Below are 21,944 nucleotides of genomic sequence, written 5' to 3'. Positions count from 1 at the left end.
GGATTTTAATTAGTATCGCCTAATCTAATATCGAATGAGTTCCACGCCGTCCCGTCCATCCATCTCTTGCAGATAAACTTTAACTTGTTCTTCCTTGGCAGTGGGGAGTTTTTTGCCGGTGAAGTCTGGCTGAATCGGCAATTCACGATGACCGCGATCTACTAATACCGCAAACCAAATCGCTGCCGGCCTACCATATTCACTCACTGCATTTAAAGCAGCTCGCACGGTGCGGCCTTTATAAATCACATCATCCACCAATACCACAGTCTTGCCGGTGAGATCGAAGGGAATTTCTGTTTTCGCTGGCGTCCTCATGCCAATTTGATCTAAGTCATCTCGGTAAAACGTAATATCTAATGCACCCACCGGCACGGAGACTTGTTCGAGTGCTTGAATTTGACGTGCCAGCAGTTGGGCAAGATAAACGCCTCTGGTATAAATTCCCATTAACACCAGTTGGGAAGGATGTCCAGACTTTTCGACGATTTGGGAAGCTAAGCGAGTCACAGTGCGGCGCAGTTCGTCTGCTGTAAGAATCTCGACAATGTTGGAAGGCATAGGGAAATTTTAGATTTTAAATGAGGCTGCGAGGGCAAGGATTAACCAAATTAAAAAACAATAACGGGTTAATTTTAAAGCTTGGTGAATGGTTTTTGGGGTGATGGGGTGAACCGGCAACCCTAATAATGGTTTTGGTTTGGCAACTCCCCGATAGTAGTTGATTCCTCCGAGTTGAACGCCTAAAACTGCCGCATAGGCGCACTCACTCCAGCCTGAATTCGGACTGGGATCTTTTGTTGCATCCTGCCGACACATTTTCCAAATATAGCGGGGTTTGCCAGAAATGAGTCCGAGGGTGAGTACCGTTAGCCGGCAGGGTAGCCACGTCAGTACATCTTCCAGGCGTGCACTAAACCATCCTAAATGCGTGTAAGGTTCTTCTTTATACCCCACCATTGAATCAAGGGTACTGGCGGCTTTGTAAGCCAAGGCGAAAGGTACAGCAGCCGGTGCGGATATCACTGTTCCCACGATGGCATAAAATAGCGGAGCCATGACGCCATCTACAGCATTTTCGCTGACGGTTTCCAAGATGGCGCGGAGAATTTCTGGTTCGGATAAATTTTGTGTATCCCTTCCCACGTAATAACTCAAGCGTTCCCGCGCTTTGGGGAGATCGCCGGCAGTTAGGGGTTGCAAAACGTCTTCGGCGGCTGCTCTTAAACTGCGACCGGCAAAACAACTGGCGAGAAGAATACTTTCTAATATTATCCCGACAAGGGGGTGCAGCCGATGAGCGCCGGCAATGATTAACCAACTTACAACAGCCGTGCCGATGATTAAACCGACGGCTAAGATTACCCCAGCCAGCCGGCGCATCAGGGGTGTCTGACAGATTTTTAAGGCGATTTGAGTATAACGCTGAATCATCCAGCCCATCACCCGCACAGGATGGGGCCACCCCCACGGATCGCCGATGAGATAATCTAAGATGGCTGCCGGTGGCAAAACCGCAGCCGTAAAAGGCAACTGAGGCGCACTCAAGAAGCTAGAAAAAAGGCTGAAGTCTGAAACGTCAAATTTCAAAAGAGTCACAATACTTGTAAAATTTTAGAATTTATGATTTTTACACTTCTTGCTGCAGTCAGCAACCCCGCTATTAAGAGAATCGGCTGCCGGCATCAGATATGATTTTCTCGGCAAAATCTCGTTTTCCTATTTATTTAATTTACAGATAACAAACAAGTTAAATTTAAGATTAGCTCTTCTTATTAAATACAATTTCATAAAGGTTTTTGGTTGTTAAAAAATAGATTTATCTCAATTAATTAGCCTAGTTTAAAGCAGTAAGACAAATAGATTTGCATGATTAAGCCCTTGCTCATCAAGATAAAAAAAGCTTTTTATGCTTATCTAGACAAACTACATTAAGAAGGAAACTAAATTGAAATGCCGGCTTTAGAATCATTTTCGCGGAGGTTCTTAGGCAGGAGATAATGCAGCCTAGCACAGCCGCACACTACAATAATCAAACCGGCACCGGCACCGAGAAGATTCAACAGTGGGGCTTAACGAGACAAATGCCTGAACAAACTCAACAGTGGCAAGTACAGCCACCGGCACAACCACCCGCCTGGTTACTTCAAGAAATCAGACGCCATGTCCCGGAATCAGCCGGCCACTATGCCGCCCAACTGCTGTGGCAGCGGGGAATTCGAGATCCCAAACAGCTAGCGGGCTTTTTAAATCCGCAAGCCTTTCAACCGGCAAGTCCCTTTGAATTCGATCAAGAAATGCACTCGGCGGTTGAACGATTGCAACAAGCCAGAAATAATGGCGAAAAAGTCACGATTTGGGGAGACTTTGATGCAGATGGCGTCACCGCAACCGCAGTTTTGTGGGATGGACTCGGCCAGTTTTTTTCCCAAAATGACCGGCTAACCTACTACATTCCCAACCGGCTAACTGAATCTCACGGACTCAATATTCAAGGAATTAACACCCTCGCCGAATCGGGAACTCAATTAATTGTTACCTGCGACACTGGCAGCACAAATTTAGCAGAAATTGAGTATGCGAACCAACTGGGAATCGATGTAATTATTACCGATCACCACACATTGCCGGCAGATCGTCCGCCGGTAGTCGCCATTATCAACCCCCGCTATCTGCCTGCCGGCCATCCGATGGAACATCTTTCAGGTGTGGCAGTTGCTTATAAATTAGTAGAAGCCCTTTATTTAACATTGCCGGCAGTTCCTCAACAGTCCTTAGAAAACTTACTTGATTTAGTTGCCATCGGTCTGATCGCGGATCTGGTGCAGCTTTCCGGGGATTGCCGGTATTTAGCACAGCAGGGAATTCAACGCCTGCAAAAGCAGCTAACAGAACGAACTCGGCCAGGAGTTGCTAAACTGCTGGAATTATGCAAGCGCAGCGGCGATCGTCCCACAGATATTTCCTTTGGTCTTGGCCCGCGAATTAATGCCGTCAGCCGCATTCACGGAGACGCTTCATTTTGCGTAGAATTGCTCACCAGCCAAAACCAGCAACGCTGTGAGCACTTGGCAATGGAAACAGAATTAGCCAATACCCGCCGGCAATCTTTGCAAAAAGAAGTGACTCAGCAAGTGAAACTGCGGTTAGAGCAAATGGATCTCTCTACAACCAGTGTCATCGTCTTAGTGGATGAGCAATGGGCAGCAGGGGTGCTAGGTTTAGTTGCCGGTCAAGTGGCGCAAGAATACGGGCGTCCCACTGTCCTGTTGAGTTCAGTAGGAATGGAGGGAGAGGGAGAGGGAGAGGGGGAGAAGGCGAACAGCGACAACTCCGACTCAGAACTCAGCACTCAGGACTCAGCACTCCCCCTGGCGCGGGGTTCTGCTCGTTCTGTTAATCAAATCGATTTGTACCAATTGGTGAAAGCTCAAGCGCATCTTTTGCACCGATTTGGGGGTCATCCATTTGCAGCAGGATTAAGCTTGCCGGTGGGGAATATTCCCTTATTTATAGAAGCCATAAACCGGCAGTTACGGGAACAGATGGCAACATTAGGGGTGCCGGTGGTACAGGCAGATTTAGTGGTGCCGGTGGCAGATTTAGGGCAACCGCTGTTTCGTGAACTGAAACTTCTAGAACCTTGCGGCATGGGAAATCCTGCCCCAAAATTGTTGATTCAAAACTGCTGGTTTGAAAAAACTTGGCACCGCAACAATCAAGATTTAAAAGGGCGAAAAGTTCAGTATATTAAAACCGAGTTTGAAATTTGGGATAACTCAACAAATGTTGGATTTCCAGGCATCTGGTGGGGACATTACAAAGAAGAAGTTCCTCAAGGCCGGTGTAATGCAATTGTTGAACTTGATTACAATACTTATAAAAATCGCTATGAAGTGCGGTTGCTGGCGGTGCAATCCTGTGAAGCTAGCACTATTCAGGATACCGGCGGAATGCTTCTCCAGATTTTGGACTGGCGGGATGCAACAAGTTCTCAACTTTCTAATACAGAAGTTTTACCCATATCCCAGTGCCCAACAAGCTGGGATGAATTGCAAGTATGGTTTCGACAGGCGATGTATCGGCAACAAAACAATCATGGAGAAATGCCGGCACTTGCACTTGCTTACCCACCCCCACAAACGCTGTCACCCATTCAAATTTGGCAACAATTGGTCGGAGTTGCTAAATATCTCAGTCGCACGGATCAGTTAGTCAGCCGGCGTCAACTGTGCGAGAAATTAAGTTTGAGCGATTATACCTTACATTTGGGATTAGAAACCTTAGCAAAAATTAATTTTGAAGTTATTTACCTGGCGCAAAACTTGCGAATTTCCTGGCATCCTCAAGCTTCCGCAGCCGTTACTGATGCCAAAATTTCCGGTGCGATTGAGCAATTTCTGGCTGCTGTTCAAGAAGAACAATTCCGCCGGCAGTATTTCTATGAAGTGCCGGTTTCCACCGTTCAAGCCATTGCCAATTCCCTTGCCGGTGATAACTTAGATCCCAATACCCAACTGCTTCAACAATCGCCTACTTAATTAGACGCCCCTGATACTCACATTTAAAACCCTGACGATTCCACTTTTGCATATCTACAGAGGTTAGCAACTTAACTGCTGAGCATTTTGGTTGCCTGTAGTGACTGATAACTGCCCAAATTCCGCCGCGAGTCACATCTAAGCCGGTTTTGAGCCATGACTCCCGATTTCCCGGAATGCCTTTTTCATTCACGAGATCAAACTCTACCCAAATTCCGTGAGCACCTAACATGATCTGCGCCAGCCATTTTGCTCTTGGTAGATGAGTGATAGAGGTGATGACTTTAACTTTATGAACCTGCCATTGCTGCAGGATGGGGAGGGAAAAATAAAAGTTGTCAAACGTAGAGTGAGCACACTTTTCTAAAAATACCTGCTCTATGGGAGACTTGGCTTGTTGAAAGATTAACCAAGTACAGGGATCTCGCGATCCTTGAGAAATTAAAACCGGCATTTGGGGATTGAGTTTGGTTAGTTCAGCCGCATAGATTTCTCGGTGAATACTTCCTCCCAAAACAAGCGTGGCATCCACCGGGCCGGTTTTTGCTACTTGAAGAGCGATGTTATTGTTATACAACCACGTGCCGGTGATCACGCTTAATGTCACCAGGCACAACAGTAAAGCCCAGAAAATGAAACGCAAAACCTTTCGGGAAGCCAAGTTTTCCCCATAGCCTCGTGCTTGATTCAGCTTGCCTCTGTTTTTTGGATTCATTTTCGCTTAATTACTGAGAGGACATCAGTCCCTGCTCGAAAATTTTGCAGCAATAAAGCAAAAAAATATCATTTCGACTTAGAAGGCTTCTTTTTGGGAGGAATAAAGTAAATTTCTCCTTGATCATTGCGTTTGATTTGACCGCCAAGTTTGTAAATTTCTTGTTTAGCTCGCTCTTGAACTCTTTTATCTACTGCTTGGGAGTAAACCTCAGCCCAAGATCGAAACCTCACCTCGATGCTGTCGGGATCTTGTCTGAGAAACTCTGCGGTGTTCCGGTACAACGGTGCCACAGGACTGTAAGAAGTTCCCTCTGCCCACTCAGCCGCCTTTTCGTGAGAGTGAATCGCCCCTGGAATGTCGCCTATCAACAGCAGTTGATCAAGTCCTTTAAATCGCCACACGAGAAAGGCAGTGGAATTAATCTGAGGGGAGAGAACGTTAGTGCCCCGGTTCATATACTGGACAGCCAGCTTTGGTTTGCCGAGATAGAAGGAAACGCTGGTAGAAAGATAGGGATAAACCTCAGCAAATCGGGGATCACGTAGGGTAATCAGGTCAAAATAGTCAGCACTCAGGGAATAGCCGGTTTGAGCACGCGCCTCATCGTCACCAAAATATTGCAGAAAGTTAATGAATGCCCAATCAGCAATTAAATTATCAAAACCAAAGGTTGGTAAGCGTTTGAGCATTTGTAGCCGCAGCGCTTCTTCTTGTTCAGCCTGTTTGGGATTTGCGGCTTTTTGTTGAGTGCGATTCAGTTGAGTCCACTGCAGAGCAATCACCCCAGCCAAGGCGGCGGCGACAATTGCCACATTCGCCAGCAGTTGCCACTTTTTGAAAGAGAGGTTTTTAGAGCTTAGTTCCACGGCACATCCAGCTTTCTCCTGTGAAGACATCCTGTTAAAGGCTATTTTAGCTACACTAGAACGAGTAAGTTTTGATGGAGTTTGGGTTTGACTTTATAAATTTACAGACTGATTGGCGGTTAGATTAACAGAAAGTGTGTAGCACCGGCATCGAACCCCTAGTGACTAAAGCCCTTTTTAAAAAAATAATTGGGACAATCTTGAAAACTGTCACAGAATTGCGTTATTTTTTGGCGCGGCCTGGGTATCTTGAAACTAAGAGTTTCAGGAGTAACGTATCCGGGGAATGCACTGACTGCCCGCTGTTTTGCCGCTGTTTCTCTAAATCAAGCTAAATGCGACCGCTAGTTGCGTCTGTTCCCGCTCAGCTTGATCGGGATGCCTCACTTCTTCCCTGACGCAATTTCTAATGCATCTCGCTGTAACAGCGGCTTATTAGTTGTGATACTCAACTCGTTTTAGCCAACACAAAATGAATTTATCCCCAAAACGCTTCCTATTGCCCCAAGCCGGCCTATTTGGTGGGGCGCTCGCTGCAACTGCTACTTTATCTTTATTTGTTCCTGGTCTGAATAGCTCTGTGCGTGCCGCACTACAGGATAGCCCAAAAACGGTTTTAGATGAAGCGTGGCAAATTGTTAACCGTGACTATGTTGATGGCACGTTTAATCAAGTTGATTGGCAGAAAACCCGGCAAGAACTGCTAAACAAAAACTATACATCTCGCGAACAGGCTTATGAAGCCTTGAGGGCAGCGCTAGAGCAGTTGCAAGACCCCTACACCCGGTTTATGGACCCGGAGCAATATGAAGCGCTGACAAGCCAAACCTCTGGAGAACTGTCTGGGGTTGGTTTACGGCTAGAATTGGATGAGAAAACCAAGGCGATTGCAGTTGTAGAACCGATTGAGAATTCGCCAGCAGTGAGAGCCGGCCTTCAAGTCGCCGATAAGATTTTGGCAATTGATGGCAAAACCACCCAAGGCATGAGCGTAGAAGAAGCGGCCAAGCTGATCCGGGGTCAGGTGGGGACTGAGGTAACGCTGCAAGTTTCGCGGGAAGGCCGGGGTGTGTTTGATGTGAGCATGACGCGAGCTCGGATTGAACTGCCAACGGTACGTTACAGCATGAAACAGGAAGGCAACAAGCGGGTAGGGTATATCCGTTTGCAAGAGTTTAGCAGCCATGCGGCAGAGCAAATGCACCGGGCGATTGAAAATCTCAGCGCTCAAAAGGCGGATGCTTTTGTGCTGGATCTGCGAGGAAATCCAGGTGGGTTGCTGTATGCGAGTATTGATATTGCTCGGATGTGGATGGAGAAGGGTTCAATTGTTCGCACTGTGGACCGTGTAGGACACAACGAGGAAATGAGCGCCAATCGCACGGCTTTGACGAATTTGCCGCTAGCAGTTTTGGTGGATGGTAATTCTGCGAGTGCGAGTGAAATTTTATCGGGTGCGCTGAAAGATAATGGACGCGCCACGATTATTGGGGATCAAACGTTCGGTAAGGCGTTAGTGCAGTCGGTTCATTCCCTGTCGGATGGTTCGGGTTTGGCTGTGACGATCGCTCACTACTACACGCCGAATGGAACGGATATCAGCCACAAAGGCATTACCCCAGATATTAAAGTTGAGATCAGCGACGCTCAAAAGCAAAAGCTGGCGACTAATCCAACTGCGATTGGCTCGAAAGACGATCCGATCTATACTCGTGCGGTCGCTGTCTTGCAAGCTCAACTTCCCAATAAGCCGGTTGCTGCTCAGTAGAAAATTAAGGTAAAAAGGCAAAAGCCATAAAAAATTATGCGATTGCGTCGGATGAGTGCCGGTGTGGTCGCATTTTTATGGAGGAAATCAAAAAAGTGTGATTGCATTCACCTGTCAAAAAATAAAAAGGCAAAAGTTAAGGAATAAATCCGAGCTTTTGCCTTTTATGTTTTAGATGAATGTCGGTTATTGCAGCGCCGGCACCAAGCTCACAATCATTTGGATATGCTCAGCAAACGCAGTGGTAAACTGATGCGTCACCGGCAAACTATCCACTACCAAGCCGGCACATAAAAGCATCAGGTAGAGGATAGAAAACTTAAACAAGGATCGCGCAACATCCCGATCCCCAGCATTGTGCGATAACTGCCAAGCCTTCTTCGCAAAAATCGCTCCCAGAAATATTGCAATGCCGGCATAAACCACACCCGCCGCATGAAGCGGATAAACCAGCAGCAGTGTCGCCGGCAGCAATAACAGCGTATACAACCAAATCTGACGCGCCGTTGTTTCATCCCCCTCAACCACCGGCAGCATGGGCACATTCACCGCCGCATAGTCATCGCGAATCATCATGGCTAAAGCCCAGAAATGAGGCGGCGTCCACAGGAAAATGATCAGGAACAGCACCCAAGCCCCCCAGCCAAGATCACCTGTCACCGCCGCCCAACCCACCAAAGGCGGAATCGCGCCGGCAGCACCGCCAATCACAATATTTTGCGTGCTGTGACGTTTCAGCCAATGAGTGTAAATCAAGACATAAAACACGATCCCAGACATTGCCAACAGCGCCGCTAATAAATTGGCAAAAACGGTGAGCAACGTGAAAGAAAGACTTGCCAAAACAATCGCAAATAACAGCGCATCCCGAGGCTTGATCCGCCCGGAAGGAATGGGACGCCAGCGCGTGCGCTCCATGATATAGTCGATGTCGCTGTCGTAGAGACAATTGATCGTATTCGCAGAGGCAGCCGACAAAGCCCCGCCGGATATCGTCACCAATAATAGCAGGGGATCGACTTGTCCTTTAGCGGCTACCCACATTCCCGCCGCTGTGGTGATCAGCAGCAGCAGAATAATTCGAGGCTTTGTTAGCTGATAGTAACTTTGAATGACTTGTAAAAAGTTCTGATGATGGCGCTCGACATTTGTCCCAATGATTTCTTGCATGGATTCCTTTCCTTCCAGCCATCAGCCATCCAAGTTTCCGATTTTGGATTTTCGCTCAATCTAACCTTTAAAATCTAAAATCTAAAATTCCATTGGGCTGATAGCTGATAATTAAATTCACAACTCAAGACGCTTCTGATCTGCGTTCATAAAACTCAAAAATTTCTGCGCGATCGCGCAAAGCCAAAGCCGTGAACGCAACCAGCACTCCTAGCAAGGCGGCACCTGTAGCTTGGTGAGCGACGGTGAGCGGTTCTACCTGGAGGTGTAAGCGGAAGGTAGCGACGCCCAAAGCGATTTGCCATACTAACAAACCACCGGCCCAATTGGCTAGCTGGCGCAGGGTGGGGTGCAGTGCCGGCGTCCGCCAAGCTATAAACACTAGAGCCAGTGTAGCAAGGCTGGCCGGCACCACACCGGCAATGTGGCTATTCATCACTAAACACAATTGGCCGGCACCCAAGCACTGGTGCAAAGCCCATTGAGAGCCAACCAATCCGCCTAAAATGCTTTGCAAATATACCAGAATTGCAGCGCTCAAACCCACCCACGGCAATTTCCCAACTGTGCCAATTGCGCGGTAGGGCATTAAGGATACGCCGATTGCGAGTAGGGTGGTGAAAAACAGGAGGGCACATCCTAGGTGAGCGGTGACGATGTCGAACCGGAGAAGTTCTGTTACCGTCAGTCCCCCCAAAACGCCCTGGAAAATAATTAAGGCGAGGGCGAAGGTGGATGCCCAGGGAAGCCAAGCGGGGAGAACTCGCCGATCCCACCAGGATAAGCCGGCCAACCCTATGGCACCGAAGCCGATCGCGGCAGCATCAAGCCGGTGAAACCACTCTAGAAACACTTGAAAATTCATTTGTGCCGCCGGCACTAACTCTCCGTAACACAGGGGCCAGTCGGGGCAGGCAAGTCCCGCATTCATCACCCGTGTCGCACTGCCGACAGCCATTAAAAGCAGGGTGGCAATGGCAAGCTTCCAGACAAGGCGACGAATGCGTTCTGCCGGCCCGGATTGTGTCGTAGAGGTGGCTGCGTCTTGATGCAGGATAGAGTTGGCCATGCGCTATACCTCAGTGTTGATTGGAAATCAAGGTTAATCGAATCCTAAGCGTTTGCTCATTTCTAAATCAACCCGTGACTTTTGCTAGGGTCAATCCTAGCAATTACTGTGACATCCTCCAGACACCGACCCTATCGGGTACGGTGTTGGCTTCCCTTCTTCACAGAAGAGTTTTCCTGCTTCATAGGGGTTCCTAAGTAACCTTCCTCCACAGGCAGTATCACCGTCTGTCCAACGGTTACAATTCCACGCTTCATTACCACTTGTGCGGCGGCAACATCTCGATCTGTGACATATCCACACTCACCGCAATTATGCACCCGCACGCTCAATTCCTTCTTTCCCGTATGGGTTCCACAATTAGGACAAGTTTGGCTAGTTCCGTTCGGATCAACTTTGGCAAAGTACACTCCACGCTTCCAAGCCGTCCATTTGAGGATTTCTAGGAAACTGCCCCATGCAGCATCAAGACAATGCTTTGCCAACATCCCACGGCTCGTCATCTTGAGGTTTAAATCCTCTGCAAAGATCATTCCTGCACCATCACAAAGCTTGTGAGCGGTTAGAAAATGAAACTCACGGCGAATGTTGTAGATATGTTCATGCAGTGCCCGAATCTTGGCTTGCAATTTCCGGTAGTTAGCAGAACCCTTTTTCTTGTTTCTCAATTTACGTTGCAGCCATCGCAGCTTGCTGTGCAAATCTCCGAAAAAGCGAGGGCGTTCTACTAATTCACCCGTCGAGAGTGCCAAGAACTTTTCTAGTCCCAAATCGATTCCGATGGGTTCACCATGTGGCATCACGTCGGGGACAGAAACATTCGCTTGCAGAATCAGTTGAGTATACCAACCCGACGGCTTCAACACGACCCGTACTTGCTTGACTTCAAATCCTTCTGGAATCGGTCGATGCAAGTTGATAGGCATGGCTCCAATCTTTGGCAGTTTAATTTCAAATCCGTTGACTGGATTGGACTTGAGCTGCGGGAATACAAACGAGCGGTACTGACCAAATTTTTTAAATCTGGGAAAACCAAATCCTCTTTCCTGCATGAACTTGAACGATTTATCGAGTCGCTTCAACGCATCTTGCAAGACCTGAGAGTGAACGGCTTTGAGTTTTAAATTTCCCTCTTTCGCTAGAGTCAGTGCGTTTTGCTGTTTATAGTAGTCGGGATAGGGTGCATCAGCAGGAATGATGTATTCCTGTTTGATACTGCAAGCATTGACCGAACATTTACGCGAATTTATCCAATCTTTGCGCTCTGCCAAAGCGTAGTTGTAGACACGACGACATTGCTCTAACCAAGCAAGCATTTGAGCTTCTTGGTCAAGTCTTGGATAAATTCGATAGCTGTAGGTCAAGTTCAACATAATATGAGCATTCTAACCGATTTGGATTTTTTGTTAGAAGCAACCGAGTCTGTTGATTTTTGGGTTGCCCTTACCCCTCAATTAACGTGGCTCTCATGCCGACGCTCAGCTTTTCCAAAGCGCGGAACCTCCCGCCTAATTGCTAAATACCGTCAGTTCGATTCGGGCAGGCTTTAAGAATTTCTTCCGATTCTCAGCAGCCGTCACATATTACTTTTCCTTTAAAAAACTAAATAGATATTAACAAATCGCTATAATTTGGGGTGGGTCTTGCTGAAGACACCCAGCCGGCATGATTCTAAAGAAATCCCAAAAGGTGTCCAACGACAGCGAATTTGAATCATCACCTGCTTTAACGTAAGGATGTAAGCGGAAGCGAAAAGTTGATGGCGACTGAGGTCTGTAACTAAACCCCTAGGCGTAACAAAGCACGCGCTTAGCGGCTGAATGCTGTTAGGCTCTAGCTAAGAGCCAACGTTTAAGAAATTTTGTCTGGAGGTTCCAAACCACCGTGAACATCCCAAACTCCATCCTCACTATGCTGGCCGGCATCGGACTGACCCTCGTCAGCCTATGGTACGGCCAGAACCACGGTTTACTGCCGGTGGCAGCCTCCGAAGAAGCCGCCCAAGTGGATGCATTGTTCAACACGATGATGACCATTTCCACCGGCCTATTTTTGCTGGTGCAGGGAGTGCTGATCATCGCTGCGATTAAATATCGCCGGCGCAAGGATGACAATACCGATGGGCCGCCGATTCATGGCAACATTCCCCTAGAAATTCTCTGGACAGCGATCCCCGCCGTCATCGTGCTGGGCATCTCTGTTTACAGCTTTGAAATTTACAACGAAATGGGCGGCCTTGATCCCATGTCGTCTCACGATCACACCCTGAATGTCGCCCACAAAATGCCAGGGGCGGCGATTGCAGCGCCCTTGCCGGGAACAGAAGAAGCCGCTTCACAGCCACAGCAAGCGCCTGATCAAAAACTGATCGCCCTAGGCGTCGGCGCTTCCCCAGCTCATGAAGGCACAACAGCAGATGTGACTGTCAACGTCACCGGCCTTCAGTTTGCCTGGATTTTCAGCTACCCCGACAGTGGCGTCACCTCTGGCGAGTTGCACGTGCCGGCCAATCGTGAAGTCCAGCTCAATATCGCTGCTAATGATGTGCTGCACGCGCTGTGGCTTCCCGAACTGCGCCTGAAACAAGATGCGATCCCCGGACGCACAACCGAGTTACGGTTCACGCCGGCCAAAGTCGGTGAGTACCCCGTGATCTGCGCTGAACTGTGCGGTAGCTACCACGGCGCAATGAAAAGCCGGCTAATTGTCCACACTCCGGAAGAGTTTGATAGCTGGATTCAAAGTCAGCAAGAAGTTGCCAACCGCGAAGTCCTTGAACAAGCCGTGGCGGTTAATCCTGCCAACTTGTCTGATGGCGAGTATTTGGCTCCCTATGCCGAAGAAATGGGCATTAACCCCCAAATACTGGAGCAGTTGCGCTCATCTGATGATCACGCCGCTCACAATTCTTAACGTTTTGTCCTTTGTCATTTGTCATTTGTGAAGGGTTGGTTGCCTCTGACCGATAACTAATGACTAATGACCGTACCTTTAGGTTGGCGTAGCCTTGACCAATGACCGATGACAACTTATGACACAACAAGTACAGCTGCAAGAAAGTGCTAATCTTCCTGCTCACGGTGAAGAACCGGCGCAAAGGAAGTGGCAAGATTACTTCACCTTTAACGGTGACCACAAGGTGATCGGGATTCAATACCTGGTCACAACGTTTATTTTTTACTTGATAGGTGGGATGCTGGCAACGGCGGTTCGCACGGAACTCGCCACCCCCGATGCTGATTTTGTCAGCCCTGAGCTTTACAACAGTCTGTTTACAGTCCACGCCACGATCATGATTTTCCTGTGGATCGTGCCGGCAGGGGCGGGATTTGCAAACTATATCCTTCCCTTGATGATTGGGGCGAAGGATATGGCTTTCCCGAAGTTGAATGCTTTAGCCTTTTGGATTATTCCACCGGCTGGTATTTTACTGCTGAGCAGTTTCCTGGTGGGCGCACCGGGGGCCGGCTGGACTTCTTACCCGCCCCTGAGCTTAATCAGTGGGAAAGCCGGTGAAGAAATTTGGATTCTCAGCCTTCTTTTGTTAGGAACTTCTTCAATTTTGGGCGCGGTGAATTTTGTTGTCACCCTCTTCAAAATGCGAATTCCTGGCATGGGATTTAATCAAATGCCGCTGTTTTGCTGGGCAATGCTGGCAACTTCGGCACTGATTTTAATTGCGACGCCGGTTTTGGCAGCAGCTTTGATTTTGCTGTCCTTTGACTTGTTAGCAGGAACCGCATTTTTTAACCCAACCGGCGGGGGAGATCCGATTGTTTACCAGCATATGTTCTGGTTCTACTCCCACCCCGCTGTTTACATCATGATCCTGCCGTTTTTTGGCGTGCTCTCGGAAGTTATCCCTGTCAACTCCCGCAAGCCAATTTTCGGTTATAAAGCCATCGCTTACTCCAGTCTGGCGATTAGCTTTTTGGGCTTGATTGTCTGGGCGCACCATATGTTTACCAGTGGCACTCCTGGCTGGTTGCGGATGTTTTTTATGATCACCACGATGGTGATCGCTGTGCCCACCGGCATTAAGATATTTAGCTGGTTAGCCACCCTTTGGGGCGGTAAACTGCGGCTAAATAGTGCGCTGCTGTTTTCGATGGGTTTTATCTCAACCTTTGTGTTGGGCGGGATCACCGGCGTTATGGTGGCTTCGGTTCCCTTCGATATTCACGTTCACGACACTTATTTTGTCGTTGCTCACCTGCACTACGTTCTGTTTGGCGGTAGTGTATTTGGCATTTACTCAGCGTTTTATCATTGGTTCCCCAAAATGACGGGACGGATGATGAACGAAACCTGGGGTCGCATTCATTTTGCCCTAACGTATATTGGCTTTAATGTTACTTTCTTGCCAATGCACGTTTTAGGTTTACAAGGAATGCCCCGGCGGGTGGCAATGTATGACCCGAAATTTGCCACACTGAATATGGTTTGTAGCATTGGTGCCTATGTGCTGGCAGTGTCTACGTTCCCGTTTATTATCAATGCGATTTGGAGCTGGTCGAAAGGCCCGAAAGCCGGTGATAATCCTTGGGATGCACTGACGCTGGAGTGGATGACGACTTCACCGCCGCCGATTGAGAATTTTGACGCGACGCCGGTGTTGGCAACCGGCCCTTATGACTACGGTATGGGTAATCGCGACACTCAAGTGGGTGTGCCTTTTTCGGATGCGAAAGACCCAGCTTTGTCTGCCGGCCCGAATTCTGCATTGCGTGCCGATCCCGATCCTGCGGTTGCCGCTCATCCGGATGATCGTCAAGGAGAAAGTCAAAACCGCGAATAGTTAGCTTTTAACTATCAGTTGTCAGTTATTTTTTATGACTGACAACTGCCTAAAGTTTGTACCTCTATTGGCATTAGAGATTCATGCAAAGTCCAACAATCGATCCAGAAAAAACCGCTCTCAATTATCACCACAGCACTGAGGCGACAGCCGATCACCACGAAGAACATCACGACTTTCGGATGTGGGGGGTGTTTGTCTTTCTGTGTGCAGAAGGGATGATCTTTTTCGGCTTGTTTGCCGCTTATTTGATCTATAAGGCAATGTCGCCGGTTTGGCCGCCGGAAGGCATCGAGCGAGAATTATTGGTGCCGGGAATTAACACCGTGATTCTGATTTCTAGCAGTTTTGTGATGAACAAAGGCAATACTGCAATTAAGAAGAATGATGTGGCCGGTTTGCGGCTTTGGGCGGCGGTAACTGCCCTGATGGGCGTCGTTTTCTTAGCCGGCCAGGTTTATGAATACAGCAATTTAGCCTTTGGTTTGACAACCAATTTATACGCCAGCTCGTTTTATGTGATGACCGGCTTTCACGGTTTACACGTTTGCTTTGGTGTAATCCTAATTTTAGGGATGTTATGGCGTTCTCGCCTCCCCAATCACTACTCCAGTGAAAATCATTTTGGTGTGGAAGCCGCTGAAATTTACTGGCACTTTGTTGATGTGATCTGGGTGATTTTGTTTGTGCTGCTGTATCTTCTCTAACTTTTTTATTCAACACTGTTGTTGAGTGTTTTACCCCCAATTAGGGGGTTTTTTATTAATTGAACCACCGTAACGAAGAAAGTGCTGTGGCAGAAGAAAGTAGGGGTTTAAAGGTTGTTGCTGTTCTTCGCCGGCTCTTAGGTTAGTAAAAGGCGCAAATGTCAGCAAAATTAATAAATATTGCCGATTGCCGGGTTTAAGTCTAAAAATGAGCATTAAAACAACAGGGTAAATACTGAATTTACGCTTCATAGAAATTAGAATTTACTGCAAGTGGCAGAAAAGCGAGGGTTTGAGTGTTTCCCCTCAAGAGATATACTGGCGAGATGTGGAATGCGTAGTCTAAGTGCTGTAAAGAGCCGGTGGGGAACTGCAAACGCTACGGATAAGTCAGCGCACTAATAATTAATAATTCAGAACTGGACGATAGAAAACGCTTTACTCGTAAAGCCACAGTTGCATCCGCCCAAATTTCAGAATGTAATATAGATAACAAGTGCGTGCGTTAAACTTAGATATGTTCCTTCCTGCTGTCTTACACCCAGAAGTTGTTGAGTTTATCCGTAAAATTCCTGAACGTACCCTTCAGGAACAAATTTGGGCTTGCATTCAAAAATTAAGACAGCAGCAATTTGACACCGGCTTGCGCGTCAAAAAACTCAAAGGGACTGCTAAACGCATTTGGGAAGCGCGAATTACTCAGGCAAGCCGGCTGATTTTTACTTACGAAAAATCTAGACACCCTGAAACTGGAAACGCACAAGTTTATATTGCTATTCAAGATATTTGTTTGGATCATGATGACGTTTCCCGAATTGCCAAAGCAAGAAAACGTAGTCCTGATACAGAATGGCTTGATGCTGAATTAATCGAAACAATTGGGAATCTAGAAGGCGAGGGCGAAGCGTTTGATGCAGCCGAAATTTCTGCTATCGAGAGCGCGATTGCTGAAGATTTAGCCCTTCCAACTGATTTTAAAGATGAACTTCTCAGTAATATTCCTTGGCAAGTTATTGAATCAGAAGCGGCATGGCATCAAGCCGTTATCCAGCAAAACGCTGAGCTGCCTCTAAAATTGACTCCAGAAGAATATCAAATGGTGAGATTGCCGGGAAATCTTTTGCTATCTGGGAGTGCCGGCACTGGCAAAACGACGGTTGCCCTATATCGATTGCTCCAAAGTTTGCAAGATTTTCCTTCTGGGAAACGCTTATATATTGCCTATAATCCCTTGCTAGTTAATAGTGCGAGAGAGCAATTTAAGCAGTTGGTGGGAAATAGTGTTGGCGAAGCTGACACCCTTTTTCAGTTTAAAACTATGCGGGATTTGTGCCTAGAAATCCTTGAAAGCGCGGGACAATCTTATCTGGCTGAAGACGAAGTGAATTTTCCCGCTTTTTGGCTAATTTATCGGGCGCACCCCAAACGAAAACAATACCCAACTGCTTTGGTGTGGGATGAAATTCGCAGTGTTATTAAAGGCTCTCAAGTCTCTGTAACTACAGAAATGATGGGAGAAAAAGAGTATGAGAAACTTGGAAAAAAAAGTGGCAGTGTTATTCCTCAAAATCAACGTCGGCAGTTTTATCAATTAGCTGAGTGGTATCAGAAAAAGCTGAAACAGGATGGGCGATTTGATGAAATTGATCTGGCGCGAAAAGTCTTGCAAGTTCTGAAACAGAATGTGGCAGAGCGCTATCAGGTAATTGTCTGTGATGAAGTGCAGGATTTCACGGAATTGCAATTAGAACTATTATTGCAGTTATGTGTGCCGGGAGGTCATTTATTTTTCGCCGGCGATTTGCATCAAATGATTAGCCCCAGTGGATTTCGTTGGGAAGAACTTAAACAAAAGTTTTACCGGCGCAATCAAGAAGTTCTCGAACAAACTTTACAATTTAATTTTCGCAGTGTTGGTAATCTGGTTAATTTAGCCAATCAACTACTGAAACTGCGCTCGAAATTCCTGAAGCTTCCCCTAGTCAGTATTTCTGAGCGTCATGATGTGACAATTAGTTTATCAGAGCCAGCCGGTTTGCAAAGAGATGAAAGCAAAAATCGCTTTTCAGGAGAGCCGGCTAGAGTCATTGCTGCACCAGCAGAAGCACTCAAGCCAACTTTAGAAGCATTAAATCCTGGCGATGCTATCTTGGTGAGAACCGATGAAGATAAAGATAAATTCTCTACAAGTTTTCAATCGAGTCTTGTCTTTACCATTGAAGAAGCAAAAGGACTAGAATTTGATACGGTTTTTTTGATAGAATTTTTTGTGCCGGCGCAAGAAATGTGGGATAGATTTTTTCGCAATGCTGCTGTAACAGAAAAAGAAACTCCCCAATTTCAATTAGAACTAAACCTGCTTTATGTCGCTGTTACCCGTGCCCGACGTATTTTAAATATTTGGGAATCCACACTTTCCCAACTTTGGAGCCAACCGGAATTATCCGATTGCATCTTGCCTCTAAATCCTGAGTTAGTTCAGCAATCGCGTGTGGAACCTACTGCCGAAAGTTGGCGGCAACGAGGACTTTATTATTTAAAAGCAGAGTTTTACCGGCAAGCCATTGAATGTTTTGAAAAAGCCGGTGATATTTTAGAGTTGCACAAGGCAAAAGCCAAAATGCTCGCGCAGCAGCGCCAGTATGCTGAAGCCGCTGAAATGTTTGTTGAATTACAGGAATGGGCAACCGCAGCCTGGATGTTTGAAAAGGTAAAACAGTGGCAAGAAGCAGCCAAATGTTGGGCGAAGGCTGGCAATTTTAATAAACAGCAACTTTGTGAAACTTATGCACTAGAAGCTGCCAAACTGTGGGAAGAAGCCGCTGAAAAATGGGAAGAACTTGCTCAGCATGAAAATGCTAAGCGATGCTGGCTAAAAAGTAGCAATGAAAGTCAGAAAGCTAAAATTAGAGCGGCTGAGTTTGAAGAAAAGAAACAATGGCTGAAAGCATCTGAACAATATCAATTGGCAGGACTTTTCAAAAAAGCAGCAGAATGTCAAGCAATTGAGTTTGAAAAAAGACAGCAATGGCAGCCGGCATCTGAACAATATGAGTTAGCCGGAAACCCGCAAAAAGCTCAAGAATGCCGCGCCAAACTTCCGATTAATGCTGCCGGTGATAGCTCTAATTATGGCAAGCGAGCGAATCATCTTCTTAGTAGTGGTGACTATGAAGGAGCGATCGCTGAGTACACCGCGCTGCTACAAATTAACCCAGACTCTGGCTATGCTTACCACAACCGGGGTGTTGCCCGTCACCGGCTCAAAGACTTTGCCGGCGCGATAGAAGACTACATGAAAGCATTGCAACTTCTTAGCCCTGATGATCCCAAAATTATTAAAACTTTAGGCTATCGGGGTGCAGCTCGTGCAGCATTGGGAGATCATGCCGGTGCACTTGAAGATTACACACAAGTGCTGCAACTCGATCCGAACAATACCACAACTTACAATAACCGGGCGGCTACGCGTCACCGCCTCAGCGACTATCAAGGTGCGATAGAAGATTACACTCAGCTACTGCGCTTAGATCCTAATAATGCTTTAGCTTATGCCAATCGGGGTGCAGCTCGTTCGGCTTTAGGAGATCATCAGGAAGCAATTAAAGATTTGACGCTCGCTTTGCAACACAATTCTTCACTCAATCAGGTTTATTATCACCGAGGAGGCGCTCACTTAGCGCTCGGAAACTATCACGCAGCTATCAATGATTTTAATGAAGAATTGCAGCGAAATTCCTCTCTAGCTCAAGTTTACTACAAGCGCGGCAACGCTCACCTAGCTGTTGGAAATTATCACGCAGCAATTGAAGACTTTAATGAGGAATTGCGCCGAAATCCCACCCATTCTGCTGCCTATAGTGATCGGGCAATTGCTCGTTCTAGCTTAGGTGAGCCTCAAGCAGCGATTGAAGATTTAAATCAGGCAATTCTTCTCAATCCTAAGTTGGCAGCAGCCTACAACAATCGAGGTGCTGTTCGTCGAGATTTAGGAGACACTCCAGGAGCGCTAGAGGATTACAATCAAGCGATTAAAATCAATCCTAATTATGCTGATGCCTACTACAATCGAGGGGTGTCTCGTTCCGTGCTTGGTGATGTTGAAGGAGCGATTGAAGATTGGCAGAAGTCTGTAAAAATTAATCCTAAAAATCCTTTAGCTTATTACAACCTGGGAGTGAGTAAAATTCAAAAAGAAAATTACTTGGGTGCGCTAGAGTATTATACCCAAGCGTTAAATAGCGCTCCCGATTTTGCTGAAGCTTACTTTGAGCGAGGGGTTACCTTTGATAAACTAGGGAAAGTTGAAGAAGCTATTCAGGATTTCCAGAAAGCTGCAAAAATTTACGCTCGACGCAAAAATATGGAGCGTCACGAAGAAGCCATAGCTAATATTAAAAAGCTTCAGGGTGAGGCAGCCGAATTAAACGAGCCGACAGCTTCTTAAAATAGGGATAAAAAAAGGGGAGGATAGGGATTTTGGTTTATCTGCGGTTATTTAAAAACCACAAAATTTAACCAAAAGTTTTATAAACTTATCTGAATTCAAAAAAAAATAGTGTTTAAAATCACAGAGAAATACAGATGTTACTAGTGGTCTTTGGCTTTGATTGTTATTTTATAAACTCCATTAAAATTTGCAAATAATATCATGTTATAATGTAAAATTAAGGTGAATGTGGATTGTGCGACTATGACGGCAATTTTACCCACAACCCAAAAGCCAGAACCGTTTTATCCAAGTGCTGATGGTGAACCCGTGGCCGAAACTTACGATCACCTATATGCGATTCTGACAACCCTGGAAGTCCTCAAACAATATTTAGAGGGGAAACAGGCGACTGTGTTGGCAAACCAGTTTCTTTACTACTCCCAAGGCTTCCCAAAATTAAGAACTGCCCCCGATGTGATGGTAATTTTTGATGTAGCTACAGGGGGAAGAGATAATTATAAAATATGGGAAGAAGGTCGGGTGCCGGTTGTGATTTTTGAGATGACTTCTCCAGGTACTCAAGAATACGACAAAAATTTTAAGAAAAACCTGTACGAGCAGTTGGAAGTGCAGGAATACTGGTTATTTGACCCTAAAGGAGAGTGGATACAGGAGCAGTTAAGGGGTTACCGGCTGCGGGGAGAAATTTATGAACCTATCACAGACAGTCGAAGCGAACCTTTGCAGCTTCGTTTAGCTGTTGAAGGCAAATTAATTGGTTTTTACCGGGAAGATACAGGAGAGAAATTACTCATTCCTGATGAGCTAGTGCAGGCGCTACGACAGGAAACACTGGCACGACAAGCGGCAGAGGAACGTGCAGAAGAAGAACGTCAACGTGCAGAAGAATTAGAGTCTCTCTTAGCGCGTTACCGGCAGCGTTTTGGGGAATTACCTGAAGATTAAACACGGCCTCAGCTAATTTGCCGGCATTATCTTTACACTCTCACTCAGATTAATAAGTGAGCGTTTCCTGTTTATCTATAGCCGGCAACCAGCAATTTATACTGATTAATTTAATATTTTCAAAAAATTGATTATATCATCAACAAGTTGCCAAGAAATGGGTAAAGTTACTAACACAATAACCATCACCAATCGCGTTGATCAGATTCTCGCAGAAAGAGGATTCATTCCAGCCGATCAAATACGCTCTATTACACTTGATAACGTCTGGGTTGATGGCGCTACTCGTCTTTGCCTGCCGGCAGAAATTATCAGGCAATTGGGTTTAACCCTCCAGGGAGAAATGAACGTAAAAACAGCAGCAGGAATCAGAAAGGTTCGCGTTTTCCGGGATGTCAATCTATCTGTAGAAGGGCGAGAAGGCACTTATGATTGTGTGGAATTGCCAGGAAGCGAAGATCCGTTACTAGGTTTAATTCCCTTAGAAGATTTAGGATTAGAACTAGACTTAAAAAACCAACGCCTGAAATTATTACCGGCAGAAGGTAAAGACACCTATTTAACGATTCTGTAAATTAACAATTAATCCCAAATCTGGTTATGACAGACACCCTACAGATTGACCAAATCCTCTTGGAGCAAAGGTTTTGGCTTAGGTGAAAGGAGTTATACCAAAAAGGATTTGGTATAAGCACCTGCTTTACAAGACAAAGAAGGAAGGAAAGCTTGTGAGCAACGAAAAAGAAACGCGAATAATTTTGGACTTGTCGAAGGATTCGCTATGGCTTGGAGACTAGCGCACAGATTTGAATACGGCGATTCGGAATGGATAGAAGTTGCTGACGGCTACCAGTGTGCGATTCTCTCTTTCAAGAAAACTTGCGTTTATTTCTGTTTAAGAAAAACTTC

Annotated in this window: 15 protein-coding genes; 8 read left to right on the top strand and 7 right to left on the bottom strand. The window is 46.4% G+C overall.

The window, feature by feature from the left end:
* Window positions 1-24: 24 nt before the first annotated feature.
* Together pyrR and cbiB are read right to left on the bottom strand one after the other, a co-directional pair.
* Complete coding sequence (gene pyrR, locus H6F73_RS01120) at window positions 25-561, bottom strand: bifunctional pyr operon transcriptional regulator/uracil phosphoribosyltransferase PyrR (protein ID WP_190756983.1); 537 nt, start codon at window positions 559-561, stop codon at window positions 25-27.
* A gap of 9 nt (window positions 562-570) precedes the next feature.
* Window positions 571-1,533, bottom strand: coding sequence for an adenosylcobinamide-phosphate synthase CbiB (gene cbiB / locus H6F73_RS01115; protein WP_190757080.1), 963 nt, complete (start codon window positions 1,531-1,533; stop codon window positions 571-573).
* 551 nt (window positions 1,534-2,084) lie between these two features.
* Between cbiB and H6F73_RS01110 the strand changes: the two genes are divergently transcribed.
* The gene (locus H6F73_RS01110) at window positions 2,085-4,541 is read left to right on the top strand and encodes a DHH family phosphoesterase (protein WP_190757079.1); all 2,457 of its coding nucleotides are present in this window, start codon (window positions 2,085-2,087) and stop codon (window positions 4,539-4,541) included.
* Here the strand turns inward: H6F73_RS01110 and H6F73_RS01105 are convergent.
* Complete coding sequence (locus H6F73_RS01105; RefSeq protein ID WP_190756982.1) at window positions 4,534-5,256, bottom strand: YdcF family protein; 723 nt, start codon at window positions 5,254-5,256, stop codon at window positions 4,534-4,536. The two genes, H6F73_RS01110 and H6F73_RS01105, sit on opposite strands and share 8 nt — an antisense overlap.
* 68 nt (window positions 5,257-5,324) lie before the next feature.
* The gene (locus tag H6F73_RS01100) at window positions 5,325-6,125 is read right to left on the bottom strand and encodes a hypothetical protein (protein ID WP_190756981.1); all 801 of its coding nucleotides are present in this window, start codon (window positions 6,123-6,125) and stop codon (window positions 5,325-5,327) included.
* Between the two features lie 472 nt (window positions 6,126-6,597).
* Here H6F73_RS01100 and ctpB point away from each other — a divergent pair, with 472 nt between their 5' ends.
* Window positions 6,598-7,893: a carboxyl-terminal processing protease CtpB gene (ctpB, locus tag H6F73_RS01095; RefSeq protein WP_190756980.1), complete on the top strand. Its 1,296-nt coding sequence runs from the start codon at window positions 6,598-6,600 to the stop codon at window positions 7,891-7,893.
* A 186-nt stretch (window positions 7,894-8,079) separates the two neighbouring features.
* Here ctpB and H6F73_RS01090 read toward each other — a convergent pair whose 3' ends face one another.
* From H6F73_RS01090 to H6F73_RS01080, 3 genes are all read right to left on the bottom strand, one after another.
* Entirely contained in the window at window positions 8,080-9,063 is a 984-nt protein-coding gene (locus H6F73_RS01090; RefSeq protein WP_190756979.1) for a heme o synthase, read from the bottom strand.
* A gap of 124 nt (window positions 9,064-9,187) precedes the next feature.
* The gene (locus H6F73_RS01085) at window positions 9,188-10,132 is read right to left on the bottom strand and encodes a heme A synthase (protein ID WP_190756978.1); all 945 of its coding nucleotides are present in this window, start codon (window positions 10,130-10,132) and stop codon (window positions 9,188-9,190) included.
* Between the two features lie 131 nt (window positions 10,133-10,263).
* The gene (locus H6F73_RS01080) at window positions 10,264-11,505 is read right to left on the bottom strand and encodes an RNA-guided endonuclease TnpB family protein (protein ID WP_190756977.1); all 1,242 of its coding nucleotides are present in this window, start codon (window positions 11,503-11,505) and stop codon (window positions 10,264-10,266) included.
* A gap of 511 nt (window positions 11,506-12,016) precedes the next feature.
* Between H6F73_RS01080 and H6F73_RS01075 the strand changes: the two genes are divergently transcribed.
* The 6 genes from H6F73_RS01075 to H6F73_RS01050 all read left to right on the top strand — a co-directional run bounded on the left by H6F73_RS01075 (window position 12,017) and on the right by H6F73_RS01050 (window position 21,609).
* Window positions 12,017-13,045 carry a cytochrome c oxidase subunit II gene (locus tag H6F73_RS01075; protein ID WP_190756976.1) on the top strand — a complete coding sequence of 343 codons (1,029 nt, stop codon included), beginning with the start codon at window positions 12,017-12,019 and terminating at the stop codon, window positions 13,043-13,045.
* Window positions 13,046-13,163: 118 nt separating this feature from the next.
* Window positions 13,164-14,930, top strand: a complete 1,767-nt coding sequence (gene ctaD / locus H6F73_RS01070) for a cytochrome c oxidase subunit I (protein ID WP_190756975.1) — start codon at window positions 13,164-13,166, stop codon at window positions 14,928-14,930.
* 83 nt (window positions 14,931-15,013) lie between these two features.
* Complete coding sequence (locus H6F73_RS01065; RefSeq protein ID WP_190756974.1) at window positions 15,014-15,637, top strand: heme-copper oxidase subunit III; 624 nt, start codon at window positions 15,014-15,016, stop codon at window positions 15,635-15,637.
* Between the two features lie 496 nt (window positions 15,638-16,133).
* Complete coding sequence (locus tag H6F73_RS01060) at window positions 16,134-20,084, top strand: tetratricopeptide repeat protein (protein WP_190756973.1); 3,951 nt, start codon at window positions 16,134-16,136, stop codon at window positions 20,082-20,084.
* Window positions 20,085-20,330: 246 nt separating this feature from the next.
* Window positions 20,331-21,035: a Uma2 family endonuclease gene (locus H6F73_RS01055; protein WP_190756972.1), complete on the top strand. Its 705-nt coding sequence runs from the start codon at window positions 20,331-20,333 to the stop codon at window positions 21,033-21,035.
* A gap of 157 nt (window positions 21,036-21,192) precedes the next feature.
* Window positions 21,193-21,609, top strand: a complete 417-nt coding sequence (locus tag H6F73_RS01050) for an aspartyl protease (RefSeq protein ID WP_190756971.1) — start codon at window positions 21,193-21,195, stop codon at window positions 21,607-21,609.
* Window positions 21,610-21,944 lie beyond the last annotated feature (335 nt).

The sequence above is a fragment of the Microcoleus sp. FACHB-68 genome, assembly GCF_014695715.1.
GTDB lineage: Bacteria > Cyanobacteriota > Cyanobacteriia > Cyanobacteriales > Oscillatoriaceae > FACHB-68.
This window is presented reverse-complemented; position numbering and strand designations above follow the sequence as displayed.